This window comes from Parachlamydiales bacterium, from assembly GCA_041671045.1.
In the GTDB taxonomy this organism is placed as follows: Bacteria; Chlamydiota; Chlamydiia; order Chlamydiales; family JABDDJ01; genus JABDDJ01.
On record JBAZCF010000001.1, the window covers coordinates 618637 to 632168 of the forward strand.

The following is a 13532-nucleotide window of genomic DNA, read 5'->3' on the forward strand; positions in this document are numbered from 1 at the left end:
TTGGATGGAAAGTAAGCCCCTTTTAGATATATCTAAAGAACAATTGGAACACATCCTCAATCCGGATGTAGTCCTCAGAGAGCTATTAAGCGAAAAGCAGGTAGCAGAACAATTAAAGCTCGATCCTGAAGATCTAGCGATCATGTATCGACATGCGTTAGAACTTTTTAAAAAAGAACACTATCAAGATGCTGCCTACGCCTTTTTTTTCCTTTCATTTTTAGATAACACTAATTTCGACATATGGATAGGGTTAGGCATGTCCTTACAAATGACCCAGCATTACGAAGCCGCAATAATTGCTTATGAACTAGCAGCAGTAAGGGAAATTGAGAACCCCATCCCATATTTCTATTTAGCAAAATGCTTATTTGCTATCCATGACCATAAAGCAGCATTAGAAGCCATAGAGATGGCAATAGAATACTCTGAAGATCAGCCTAAGTTTGCAGAGATCTTAGAACAGTCTCGAACCGCCAAAGCTAGTTTGCTGCGCCGGCAAGCGTAAAAGTGAAACTGTAGGTACTTCTTTTGGACGTTGGAAATAATAAACCCCCGTCGCAAAGCTCGCCAGTTTAAGGAGAAGATGTTTAGGAAATACAACGATAGTAAGCCCTGCCAATCCAATATAAGATAAGTTTTTTGCTGTATTAGATAGCGCGTTGAAGCTAGGTGGAATTTTTTGATGAATTTTTTCTATGGTGCTTGAAGCCCATTGTGCTGTGCAAATAGCAACAGCTTTACCAATAATATATGAGGACGGGGAAAGAGTAAAAAGCCCTATTTCTAAGAGGATTAACGGTCCTTTTTCATAGAATCTGGAATTATTATAGTTTGCAACACAGTTTTCATAATTAGTTTGGATAGACTGCCATTCTGACTTAAGTACTTGGCCTGCTTGTTGAAATAATTCCATACACATAGAGTTTCATCCAATAATAGAAATAACAGTAAATAATAAAACAAATTTTTAAAGATTTGATTAAGAAAAAGGAATAGAAAAATGCCCTAGTACAAAGTAAACTAGGGCATTTATATTAACCTAACTTTTCCATTAGCAACTCATTGACAATTGCAGGGTTGGCTTTACCATTGGTTTTTTTCATGACTTGGCCTACCAAAAAGCCAAAAGCTCGCGCCTTACCTTCCTTATAGTCTACCACAGATTGCCCGTTCTCACTCAATACCTCTGTGATCAAAGCTTCTAAGGATGCTCTATCGCCTACGGGGCGGTAATCAGGATTTTCTGAGACAATCGTACGGCTATCCTTACCGGGATTCGCTACCATGTCATCTGCAACAGCCTTAGCGATTTTACCGGTGATGGTGCCGTTATCTATCATGTTGACCAAATGACCGACATGTTCCGGGAGGATGCCTGAAGTTATCAATGAAGTGCCTGTGTCTTTATATCTACCGGCAAATTCAACAATAATCCAGTTGCACAAACTGCGTGCGTTGCCGCATTCCTTCAAGGCTTTTTCAAAATATTCGCATGCAGGCTTGTCGCTGACGATAATGAACGAGCTGTCCGGTGAAAGGCCTAAGTCGTTGACATAACGTCTTTCACGTTGTAAAGGCAGCTCAGGTAGAGCTTGGCGAATCTCTTCAATGTATTCATCGGTCAGGATTATCGGAACGAGATCAGGCTCTGGGAAATAACGGTAATCGTCTGCCTGTTCCTTGCGACGCATCATCACAGTTTCTTTCTTTTCAGGATCCCAGCGATAGGTCGCTTGTGTGATGATCTCGTGATGAGGAATTTCAGGATGGTTTTCATAGGCACGGATTTGACGTGCAGACTCGGCATAAAGAGCTAACTCCATATTGGAGAAGCTGTTCATGTTCTTTATTTCGATCTTATTGCGTAATTCCTTCTCTCCACGCTTACGGACAGAGATGTTGGCGTCCATACGCAAAGATCCTTCTTCCATGTTACAGTCAGAGGCATCGATGTACATTAATATCGCCCGTACAGCCATCGCATAAGCAACAGCTTCATGCGGAGTATGAATGCAAGGTTCGGAGACAATCTCTACCAAAGGCACGCCAGCACGGTTGTAGTCGACCCCGGCGAAATTGGAGAAATGCTTGAGCATTCCGGCGTCGTCTTCTATATGTACCCTATTAACGGCAAAATGCTTCTCCACACCGTCCACCTCAGCCACGACAGTTCCGCCGATGACGATAGGCTGATCAAACTGAGTGATCTGGAAGTTACGCGGGCTATCAGGATAGAAGTAGGATTTACGGTCGAATTTGCTGAATTTGGCGATATGGGCGTTGATAGCGCAGCCAAATTGTACCGCTTTGCGGACGGCTTCTTTGTTAAGCACCGGCAGGGCACCCGGTTGTCCGGTGCACACTTCAGTAATGTTAGTGTTAGGCTCATCGCCAAAGCGGTTGGGCGCTACACTGAAGAGTTTACTTTTAGTATTCAACTCGGCATGGATCTCTAGTCCGATAACTATTTCCCAATCTTGATGATGCGACATATCTTAACCTTGCTTAACGAGTGGGGGCAGATGACTTGAATATTTGGTAGCTGCATCGAAAACATGAGCAGCTTGCAATACGTTACGGTCGTGCTTTTGCGGTCCGGTCAGCTGCAGTCCTAACGGTAGGTTGTTGGATGTGAATCCGCAGGGGACGCTGACAGAAGGTAGTCCGCATAAGTTGATCGGGATAGTGTAGATGTCTGCTAGGTACATCTCCAAAGGATCTTTAATAGCGCCGATGCCAAAGGCTTCTGTAGGGGAGACAGGGGTAGCTACTAGTTGGCAAGTGCGGAAGATTTCCTTGTAGCGGCGGAGCATCAACGTTCTGACTTTCTGAGCCTTCTTGTAATAAGCATCTTGATAGCCGGAGGAGAGGACATACGTTCCCAGCATGATACGGCGTTTCACTTCAGCACCGAACCCGTCTTCTTTGGACATATCGTAGACTTCATCCAGCGTCTTAGCGCGAGGTGAACGGTTGCCGTAGCGGATGCCGTCAAAGCGTGCCAAGTTGGTGGAAGCTTCTGCAGTAGCGAGGATATAATAAACAGGCAAAGCATGTTTTAGAATGGAGAGGTCTACGTCGACAAGCTCAGCACCTTTTTGTTTCAGTACTTCAAGGGACGCCTGGAAGTTTTCTTTCACATCCGCACGCAAACCGTCTAGGAATTCCCAAGGCACACCGATCTTCCATCCTGCGATATCATCAGAAAATGTGCTTAGATAGTCTTCAGACGGAGCAGGCAAGCTGGTAGAGTCTTTTTCGCATTGCTTGCCGATGACTTCCATCACTAAAGCCGCGTCTTCAACATTTGCAGCAAAAGGACCGATCTGGTCTAGAGAAGAGGCGTAAGCAACAAGACCGTAACGTGAGACACGTCCATAAGTAGGTTTAAAACCGACTAAGCCGCACAAGCCTGCAGGTTGACGAATGGAGCCGCCGGTGTCGCTGCCCAGAGCTATTGGGCAGAGGCGAGCTGCAACAGCCGCAGCAGAACCACCTGAAGAACCTCCAGGTACACGGTTCAAGTCCCAAGGGTTGCGTGTCACTTGCAAAGCGGAGTTCTCGCATGAAGATCCCATCGCAAATTCATCGCAGTTTGTCTTGCCGATGATGATGGCGTCTTCTTGCAGCAATAACTCTGTCGCTGTGGCGTGGAAGGGGGCTTTGTAGTTAGTCAGGAATTTAGATCCGCAGGTGGTGATTTCCCCTTGGAAATGGATATTATCTTTTAGGGCGATGGGGATGCCGGCAAGTTTGCCTAGCGGTTCGCCATTAGCTTTCTTTGCATCCAGGCGTCTTGCAGCTGCTAGGGCAGACTGATGGAAAACAGCAAGGAACGCACCGATCTGGCCATCTAATGTATCAATACGATTAAGGAAAGTTTTAACGATCTCTTCCGCTGAAACTTCGCCGCTGAGAAACTTTTTTCTAAGATCGCGGGCTGTGAGTAGGTGAAGTGCTGCCATGTATTACCGCCCTTTTATCACTGTAGGTACTTTGATCATGCCGCCTGTATGGGAAGGGGCATTGCTTAGGAAAACTTCACGCGGTAGAGTTGCGCCGACTTCGTCTTCACGGAAGGCATTCGCGACATCTTCTAAAACGTGGTTACAGGGCGGAACGCCTTCGGTATCAATGACTTGAAGAGTCTCAAAATAGTTTAATATTTTCTCTAAGTCTTTTAGTAGGTTTTCCTCTTCCTCTTCTGTGCATTCGATACGGCAGAGTTTGGAGAGGAATTGGATAGTTTCATGATTAAGTTTAGCCATAGCTAAAACATTCCTTTGCAACGATTTATCCATCGATTCTATACGACAAATCTATAGTTTGCAATGGGGCACTTGCAATTTCAACGTTTGTGTTTTTTGTGCCTTTTACGACGTTGTTGCTATAAAGATAGGGCAGATTATTCCTCAAGAATTGACTGCATTCGAGGAGCTTCTCCCCACGATGACCCTTATTTTTTCTGATGTTTATGCAATACTAACTGATAACTTTCCAATAATAAGCCCTCAAGTTCTTTAAAAGACCTTTCTGAAGGGTTAGTTATCGCAACCCAACACATCCAACCATATACTGGATGGGGGTATAAAGTATCCGGTTCAGTAAAATCATAGGTTCCAGTGATTATTCCTCCTTTCGGAGGCCGCTTGGGTATGGATTTAAATAGTTCTAAAAAAGAGAGCTTAGAAATTCCAAAATTTAATCGGAAGAAATTGTCACGATGTAAAGCTGACGCCTTATCATTTTCTCCGTCATGATCTTTGATAGTACAGAAATAGGTTCCTCGAGGACTTAGATTGCCTGGATTGTAAAAAAAGCTTGTTTCACCCCATGAATTTATTACTACGATATCAGCAAAATTGGTTAGTAGATAATTGGAAATAAAAGAAGGGCTTATTGTATCCATAGCGAGAACACTAATTAACAATGTTTTTTTGATAAACCTAAAGCACACTTTCAGGCAATTTATTAGGATAATCTATCAGCGATTTCTCAATCAAAATAAAAGGGGATATGCAAAGTTTTATCATCCCAATATGAATTAGATAAGCTCATATGAAAATCAAGGAATAACCCCTTAATAACTATGGGTAACTAGGACATACTAAAGCCTCCAATCTTGATCATCACCTCCAACTCATTGTAAACCTCGTTTTTATTAAGCATCTTAGGCAATTCTAACTGGTTTGAGCATGTATGTGCACCAGAGGATTCTTCAAAAGGTTTCAATACAATGACTATCTTTTTAAGTTCTCCATTTTCATTATAGCTTAAAGCCTCAGATCCTGTGGCATACACTAATAACGCCTTAACTTTAGCGTCCGAAACTTCCATAACCCATTCTATTACCCAACCTAAATAGTCATTTGCCATTGCTCTGTCGGCGTCATTAGCCACTTCACCCCAGCCGGCAAGGGCTAAGTTTTGAGCGACTTCCTTGTTGGAAAACTTCCCTTGGACACGTTCCTGCATAGGTTCAATGATAAAGCGATTTGCCCACACAGGATGCAATTTAGAGAACCCGCAGAGCAAAGAATACATCGGCATAGCCCTGAATTTATAATCGTTTCTAAGTTCTTCTGTGAAAAACTTCTGAAGCATTTGCAAATTATTTTTAGTTATCTTTCCCTCTGGATCCAGTCCCGGAATGTCACACCCAAGAATAGCATACTTTTCTTCCAATGGGAGAATTTCAATCAGAGCTTCTTCCACAGAATTCGCTTCAGCAAAGTTTATAAAAGAAGCTATTTTCTGATCCTTTTTGTAATCCTCACCTAATAGAAAACCCAATTCTCTAGGTAATAGATCTTCATAAGTTTTTTCTACTATTTCCTGAGGCGCCCTGACTATCTTGTGAAAGAATTCACTGTTGAAAACTTGTCCAATGGGGAATTTTCCATCCATCCTGCAAATAAAGGCCAATAGTATGCCCACAGATGTGAATAGCTCTTTCTTTGACTCAGGGTGGGTTGACATAGGCCAGCCCTGTTCCAAGTACTTTGCAATAAATAAGGAAAATATTTTAGTTAGTAAATTTCTAGACAATCCCCCCATATCAGACCCGACACTATCTTCATAAATAACATTTAAATCAGTGTGTTCAGATGTGATATTTTTACCGATGAAAAGGAATATTTCCTCAAACTTTTCGTTTATATTTTTCTCGTTAACACTTATTTTCAGAGCCTTATAAGGTGCTGAGGGGCTGATTCTATAATTGTATATCCAATTCAAATCCTTCACGTTTCGCAGTATTGCTTCAGATATATACTCTATCTGATTTCCAATGACGTTGAGGGTCATTAAAGAGGGTATTAACCCAAGACCCTCAGGCAAAGATTCTAGTAGATTCACACTTAAGTCCAATCTCTCCAAAGTTTGTAGTTCTCTAATATTTTCAGGGATAGATTTGAGCTCGCAATTACTTAGATAAAGACTTTTTAAGGATTTTAGACTACACAATCCTTCAGGAAATAATTCAAAGTTATTATTTCCTAAATCAAAACTTACAAGTTTAGTTAAATCGCCCACCTCAGTAGGTAAGGATGAAAGATTATTTTCATACAATGAAAAGATAACTAATTGATTTAATAAGCCTATTTCATTGGGAAGCTTGTCTATTTGATTGTATTTCAAATAAAGTTCCCGAAGATTGCTCAGCTTTCCTATTTCAATTGGAATTGTCTTTATCTTATTTTTGCTCATCTCCAATTTTTCCAAACCGGTAAGAGCCGTGAGCTCTTTAGGCAGCTCCTCAAAGGCGTTTCCAAATAAATTCAGGATTTTAACCTTGTCTAACAGCTCTAAACCTGCCGGTAAGGATTTTAACTGATTGTATTGAAGAAATACTTTTTCTAATTTGGAAAGTTGACGGAACTCATCCGGAAGTCTTTCCAGCTTGTTGCTCATCAACCTAAGTCTTGTCAGATTCCTTAATTCTCCTAATTCTTTAGGGAGCGATGTAAGCTGATTATTTCCAATATTTAGCTTTTTGAGGGCTTGAAGTTTTCCTATTTCAGACGGCAATTCCTTTAGCCCACACCATTCCATCCATAGGATTTCCAAGTTGGAAAGCTTGAAAATTTCAACAGGAAAGTTGTTTAGGCTTGTTTGTGAAAGAATCAGTTCACTTAAGGAAGCTAAGTTCCCCATCTCAGGAGGGAGCAGAGAAAGCTCTTTATTTCCTAAAAGCGAAAGACTTTCAAGTTTATTTAGTTTACCCACCTCACTGGGAACATCCTTCAATAAATTATTTTCAAGAACGAGTTTTCTTAGATTTGTTAATCCTCCAATACCTGTAGGAACATAAGTCAGTTTGTTTTTTGAAAGATCTAACTCTTCCAATTCTGGAAGGTTTTCAATCTCATTTTTCAACGAGGATTCCAACTTAAAAAAAGCGAACACGTTACTTATTACATGCACAGCTCTATTGTAGTAAGTATTTGAGATTTCATTATTGCGAAGATTCAAACACTTTAAATTTTTTAGGCCGTAGACTTCCGTTGGAATACGCTGGAACTTATTGGTCGTTAAAATAAGCTTTGTTAAATGGGACAACCCCTCAAAGCTAGCAGGTAGCGAGGTCAGCTTATTCGATGCCAATTCCAAGGTCTTTAGCGTTGTTAAATGGCACAGCTCTGCAGGAAGTTCAGTTAACTTATTTAATGATAAATTGAGACTTTCCAAATGGCGTAAATTGCGAATTTCAGAAGGAATACTTTCAATATTGTTATTATATAAATCCAATACTCTTAGGTTTGGAAGAGTACATATCTCATGAGGAAATTCCCCTAAAGAATTATTGTTTAATATCACTTCCTGTAGCTTCTGAAGCTGACCCAAACCCTCCAAACCATTGGAAGAGGTGATGTTGCAATTCATAAGAGTCAAACTTTCCAGATTCGGAAAGCTTCTAAGAATGTCTTTGATACTTTCTGTACTTATACGTCTTACCGAAACGAAAGAAAAATATTTAAGATCTGTAGAAAATTCCCCGAAAGTAGCGTTCAAACCTTCTAATTTATCAAACCCTAGTCGCGTTAATGGAATTTTATAGCGGTTAATTGCTGCTACAACGACAGCATTAACAATTTGTTTCCTGGGTGTTTTGGCTAATAAACATTTAAGAATCGCAACAGCTTCCTCACCCTCTAAAGTGGGGAGGCCTAATTTTTTAATCAGTTTTTTGTCTGCTTGGTCAAGATCTTTATATTCTTCCAGGCAAAGAAGCTGCCTCTCTTGGTCATCGTTTAATTTCACAATATTTCCAAAAATATCCTTTTCACTTTCTTCAGTAAGACGGTCCACGATGGGATATAATATCTCCGGAAGTAGCAGATCATTGATCAAAGAGCTAACTTGGTTACCACTTGTTTGCGGTTCAGTTTTGAGAATATATTTTGCGTATTGGCTATTATGGGTTAATAATTTAATCAATTCGAGTTTTTTGGAAGCCTTGCATTCCAAATTAACATTTTGAAAGATGCTTTTTATTGTATTTAGTTGTTCTGAGTTAAATGACCTAGTGTAAGGTGTGGATACGAGTGATGAGTGTACAGGAAGTGATACGTCTACTTGTTTAGAAATCCCACTTATCCCACTCATAATTAACCTCTGTTAATTAATCGTTAGCTGTTCTTTATTATAAACTTAATAATTTTATTTTTATAAAGTTATTAAAATTATAAAAAAGCACCTACTCTATGGAATAAAAAATAGTGATCAGGTTAATGTGTTAATTTTGTGAAAATTCCTTCATAATCCTTAATAATTTAAACTGTCAGTATCTATCTGCAAGAGATGTGCCATAAATGCCTAAACCTGTCCTAGTATAGGAGTGCGACAATAAATCGCGTTTGCTTCGCAAAATAGAATTGTGGCCATGAACATTACATAACATCTCAATGTATTCACTTAATCTAACCTATAGCATCGCTCTAGGTAACCGAATGCCACTTCTTGCTGCCTAAGACGTATTTCATAAAGGGTTATCCGAAATACAAATCATTTTCAGCTGTTATTTGAAATTTACGGAAAGGGGATTGTTTATAACAAAATAAGAAAATTCTACTCCCGATTTCCATCTTGAATAAAAGCTAATAGGTAAGTAATCAATATCTGCTTCACAAATTCCTTCAAGAAAAAATATTAATGGATCTTTTTTTTGATAGATATCCCAGAAGATTTCCATTTCTTTTTTATAGATTGAAACTAGATCTAATACTTCGGAAGAGGTGGGATTTCCCATAAATGCTATTGGCTCGCATGGGCAATCTATAGGGGGTGTAGGCGAAATTACAGCGTAAACATCGGTGCGTAAAAAGAAATGTCCCCATTTTTGCTTTTGATGATTTTCAAAGGCTATTGAACTTTCTTCCCCAAAGCCTAGTAATACTCCTAATAATACCTGACTATGTTTGATAATTTTTTCAAGAGGTTGCTGGTTTTCTAGTTGTAAAATAAACGATTCATAATTGAAATCTTCTCCCAGAATGGACTTAAATAGGTTTGATTTTATTTTTAAACAATGTTTTAATGATTTTTTGTTTATGATAAACAAATCAATCACTGTGAAATGTTCATTAGTAGTTTCGTACCAATTACAAATGAAATTTTCTGAAAATTCTTTTGAATGAAAATTATTCTTTACAAAGTAATTAAAACCTTTTAACCAAAGTCTATCCTCTAATAACATGTTCGGACATTCAATTATCCCAACAGAAAGACTAACAGGTTTATTTGAAAAATAAAGAGTATAAGCTGCTTGATTCCATCTAAAGTTTGTTTTAACAAACTCCTTCATGTAAAAAATTTCTTCAGGAGAAATCTTCTCTAACATGTCATTTATCACACCTCCCCTTAGAGAGGTCGTGAAAAATATTAGAAATAAAAGTAATACTTTCATTTTTGGTGATTGTCAATATTTCTGCAAATCATAGCTTCCTGAACATTTTTACAACCACAAATTGAACATGTCCATACAAAAAATCCATTCAATTCATGAAGGGTTGTCCAGTTTCCTTGGTGCAGTACAATGATCCCGTTAGGAGTTGATTGAAGTGCATCTACTTTAAACCAATTATCTAAAATGGATAAATATATACCGTCTTCACATGCAATAATCTTTTGGATACTTGAGTCATTATATTCACTTTCAACTTCTGAAGAATGGACATTACCAAAAGAAAGGCAAATCATCAAAAAAAAGTAACTAAAAAAAATTCATATTTAGCCTTTTGTTAAAGTGATTTTTCGTCAAAAGATGGAGAAAGACGTTTTAAAATGCAATTAAAATAATTATTAACATTAGATGTGAAAGATTAAATTGCTTAAAGATTTAAATATTGGTTTAAGCTTTATAATGACCACAAAGCATGACATTATCAATACTGTTAAAAGAGATGTGGTCTTAAAACTGCCCTTAGACAATTTTTCATGACTATTTCCGCATAGAATTTTCTTAAATGTCTGAACCAGGAGTGAAGATAAATCATTTTTAGAATCCCTAACAATCCTTGACTGATATCTGTCAGCACTGTGAAAATACCAAGAGATAAAAGCTGAATCAGACCTCGAGCCTTTGCCATCGGCTAACAATTAAATTTATATATTTTTTTTGCATAGCGTCCGGTAAAAAACTACTTTTGATTATTTCATACCATTTATTTTGAGATGATTTATACTTTAAAAATTCATCTTCCAATACTTTTTCGGGTAGTTTTAACCTATCAATTCCAAAATATACAAAAAAAATCTCCTTCGTAAAATTACTTTTTTTACCTTTAAGTGGTAAGGCTAATTCCTCTACAGTCTTCATAGCAATCGTAGTGTTTATGAGATCGTAACCAGGGCTTAATTCGACCAAGTTATTTTTTCTTATCAAAGAAAAATTTTTCAAATGCATATCTTCGTTACCGACCAGAAAACTAAAAATCACAAGTCTAAATAGCTTTAATTTTTCTATGAGTGGAAATGTGCAATGCTTTTCTATAACTGAAGCTACTTTTTCCATGCTCGCTTCGTACTTGGTTTCTCTATCATACCCAAGAAGTTGAGAGAAGTCTTCAATTGCGATTTTTTTGTTGTTAGATCTATCAAATCTTTTAATAAAATAACTTAATGAGCCATCAATATTGTAAACCATACCATGAAGAGGAACGTCTATACCTACCGATTTGGCTAACCGCATGGTAAGGTCTTCATTTTGAGGTAGATCAGCGTATATTTGATGTGGCGGTTTAATGATGTATTTTCCACCATATTCTACAATTTCAAATTCTTCATTTTTAATATTAAGAATGACGCTAAGTTTAGGTTGTACGCCTTGGATTGATAGCTTTGAAGTTAATTGAGCCGCCATTTGAACAAGCTCAAGCGGTGTATAAGGGAGATCATTTAAATGCTTCAAAGATCTAGATAATAGTTTCAAGCCGCTGGGTGAATATTTTTGATCTCCACATAATTCATAGGTGATAGGGCATCGATTCATTTCAATGCCTCAATGGTTACATTTCCCACAACGTCTCCTCCGACAGCAATAAGCTGAGACATTAAGTCCTTTCGATCAATCTTTGTTTGTCTCAATAAGCCTTCCAACATTATCCCCTCAGGTAATAAGCCCTCAAAAAAAGGTGGAAATCGATCATATTCATAAAGTTCTTTCGTCAGTGGCATTTCTAGAGAAACAGACTGACCATTATAATTTTTCAAGTAGATGAAAACGTATTTTTTTCCACGCTCAATTTCATGGAGTTCTCCTGCCGGTATGCCATCCACAAATACTTTAGCTTTTTTCATTGAGCTTCTCCTTGAATAACAGCATTAGTTGGCTTTGAAATTCCATTTTGATGTTTAATACATGCATAACTTTTAACAGTGAGCTTAATCTAACAGTCAACTTGCCTTTTTCGATGTCAAAAACAACAGTTTTTCCAATTCCAGCAAGATTCCCAAGCTCAATTTGAGTTAGTCCTCCCTTTTTGCGGTGAAAGCGAATAATTGCTGCTATTTGAGAAGCGTCCATATATAAAACACCATATTTTGCTGCTATATCAGTAAAAATAGGTCTTTTAAAAATATATGTCACTAAATTTACTAATTTGTTTACATAATTACCGTTATAACGGTGAAACAGACGTTTCAAAATAGAAAAGGATTATCCTAACTATGATTGCCAAGGCTCTAATATTACTGGATGGATAAGGATAGAATAGAGAAAAACGTAAAAGAACCTCTTTTGATTATATTCAAATTGATCCTTGTGAACTCTGGTATGAACACCTTGAATTGGAATAGCTCCTTGCAAGTATCCATTAATTGAAAATAGTATTTCTCTAAATTGTGTTTCCAAAACAAACGATGTATTATTTGGCATACTTCCAATTGCGAATTTCAGTCTTCTTTAAGGTGGCACACGTGATTTATTGACTAATTTTTAATTTTTAAATATACAATACCCACCATTGAAGAAGGACAAATTAAATTAGCCGATAAGTCACGACTGACCTTTGCATGTCTGACTAAAATGGGATGGGTTTTTGCTGGATTTATGTGGTAATAAGAGTATGAATTTAGTTTTTATTAACGAGTGGGAGTTAATTTTATGGGCATGCTAATTGCTTCTGTAGACAATTTATACAGTGTAAAAGAAGAAGTAAATACGATTGTTAGAACATCTAATGTATTATTTTCTATGTTCAAGAGTAAAAATGAGATACCCATATTATTACAGGCAATTGATATTATTTTAAGAGATAAAAGAGATGGTTTGGAAAATTTACCTTCAGAAGTGAAAGAAAAAATAAAGCCTTTGCAACAGATCTATGAAACAATTGCAAGTAACCAGAACTGCATAAAAGTTTTTGACAGGTGTTTGTCCGTAGAAAAACAGTTCCTTAAAGATGCTAATAGGTTAGATGAACGTTTATGCGATTATGTGAATGGGATAATATGGAAGAAAGATTGTAGTGAAATTGATGAACGGTATAAATTAATTAAATCTTCAGGGATAAGTCACTACCTCTCTTTAGATGATTTTCTTGAATCTGCAATAATCAATACTAACACACACACAATTATTGAAATATTGGAGTTTATTAAATCTTTAGGGATATTTTCACCAGATTATCTTTACGGAATTATAGGAAGAGAAGCATTAACAAGTCGAGGTGACCCCAATAAATTTAATGTATGCAATTTAGAGGCTCTTCAAAATTCTATGGCAATTATTAATAAAATTAGTCGACTCATTCCAAATTTCAACAAGAGTCATCTGAAAATGTTGACCGACCATACTTTGTGTGGACAGGCTTATTTCGAAGAACAACGTTATCTGTTAGCATACAATGACCAGTTTTTAGATCATTTGCCCCTCGATCAAAAAGAGAAGATGAGTAAACCGGATCCATTAGGTCGTTTTCTCTGTTCAAAAAAACGTTTTGAAGAAGTTGTAAAAAATACTTAGTGTTTTCCACTTTACAATTTGTTAGTCTTTTCTCGGCCTTAAAGAGCCGAGCTTTCGCGCATTC

At 37.6% G+C, this 13532-nt stretch carries 13 protein-coding genes; 2 read left to right on the forward strand and 11 right to left on the reverse strand.

What is annotated here, in order from left to right; translation table 11 throughout:
* The first annotated feature begins 4 nt into the window (after positions 1 to 4).
* Entirely contained in the window at positions 5 to 508 is a 504-nt protein-coding gene (locus tag WC222_02845; GenBank protein MFA6915308.1) for a SycD/LcrH family type III secretion system chaperone, read from the forward strand.
* Here WC222_02845 and WC222_02850 read toward each other — a convergent pair.
* The 11 genes from WC222_02850 to WC222_02900 form a co-directional block, all read right to left on the reverse strand.
* On the reverse strand, positions 458 to 916 hold the full coding sequence (locus WC222_02850) for a hypothetical protein (GenBank protein MFA6915309.1): 459 nt from the start codon (positions 914 to 916) through the stop codon (positions 458 to 460). The genes WC222_02845 and WC222_02850 overlap by 51 nt on opposite strands.
* Positions 917 to 1037: 121 nt before the next feature.
* Positions 1038 to 2495: an Asp-tRNA(Asn)/Glu-tRNA(Gln) amidotransferase subunit GatB gene (gatB, locus tag WC222_02855; GenBank protein ID MFA6915310.1), complete on the reverse strand. Its 1458-nt coding sequence runs from the start codon at positions 2493 to 2495 to the stop codon at positions 1038 to 1040.
* 3 nt (positions 2496 to 2498) lie between these two features.
* Positions 2499 to 3968 (reverse strand): Asp-tRNA(Asn)/Glu-tRNA(Gln) amidotransferase subunit GatA, encoded by a 1470-nt coding sequence (gene gatA / locus WC222_02860; GenBank protein ID MFA6915311.1) that lies wholly within the window; start codon positions 3966 to 3968, stop codon positions 2499 to 2501.
* A gap of 3 nt (positions 3969 to 3971) precedes the next feature.
* Positions 3972 to 4271 carry an Asp-tRNA(Asn)/Glu-tRNA(Gln) amidotransferase subunit GatC gene (gatC, locus tag WC222_02865; GenBank protein MFA6915312.1) on the reverse strand — a complete coding sequence of 100 codons (300 nt, stop codon included), beginning with the start codon at positions 4269 to 4271 and terminating at the stop codon, positions 3972 to 3974.
* A gap of 188 nt (positions 4272 to 4459) precedes the next feature.
* Positions 4460 to 4912 (reverse strand): DUF6194 family protein, encoded by a 453-nt coding sequence (locus WC222_02870; protein ID MFA6915313.1) that lies wholly within the window; start codon positions 4910 to 4912, stop codon positions 4460 to 4462.
* Positions 4913 to 5100: 188 nt separating this feature from the next.
* Positions 5101 to 8610, reverse strand: coding sequence for a leucine-rich repeat domain-containing protein (locus WC222_02875; protein MFA6915314.1), 3510 nt, complete (start codon positions 8608 to 8610; stop codon positions 5101 to 5103).
* A gap of 412 nt (positions 8611 to 9022) precedes the next feature.
* The gene (locus WC222_02880) at positions 9023 to 9844 is read right to left on the reverse strand and encodes a hypothetical protein (protein ID MFA6915315.1); all 822 of its coding nucleotides are present in this window, start codon (positions 9842 to 9844) and stop codon (positions 9023 to 9025) included.
* 62 nt (positions 9845 to 9906) lie between these two features.
* The gene (locus tag WC222_02885; GenBank protein ID MFA6915316.1) at positions 9907 to 10206 is read right to left on the reverse strand and encodes a hypothetical protein; all 300 of its coding nucleotides are present in this window, start codon (positions 10204 to 10206) and stop codon (positions 9907 to 9909) included.
* Positions 10207 to 10570: 364 nt separating this feature from the next.
* Entirely contained in the window at positions 10571 to 11494 is a 924-nt protein-coding gene (locus WC222_02890; GenBank protein MFA6915317.1) for a HipA domain-containing protein, read from the reverse strand.
* Entirely contained in the window at positions 11491 to 11802 is a 312-nt protein-coding gene (locus WC222_02895) for a HipA N-terminal domain-containing protein (GenBank protein MFA6915318.1), read from the reverse strand. Before WC222_02895 ends, WC222_02890 begins: the two co-directional genes overlap by 4 nt.
* On the reverse strand, positions 11789 to 12148 hold the full coding sequence (locus WC222_02900) for a helix-turn-helix domain-containing protein (GenBank protein ID MFA6915319.1): 360 nt from the start codon (positions 12146 to 12148) through the stop codon (positions 11789 to 11791). The genes WC222_02895 and WC222_02900 overlap by 14 nt, the downstream gene beginning before the upstream one ends.
* A gap of 459 nt (positions 12149 to 12607) precedes the next feature.
* Here WC222_02900 and WC222_02905 point away from each other — a divergent pair, with 459 nt between their 5' ends.
* On the forward strand, positions 12608 to 13468 hold the full coding sequence (locus WC222_02905) for a hypothetical protein (protein ID MFA6915320.1): 861 nt from the start codon (positions 12608 to 12610) through the stop codon (positions 13466 to 13468).
* Positions 13469 to 13532: the final 64 nt, after the last annotated feature.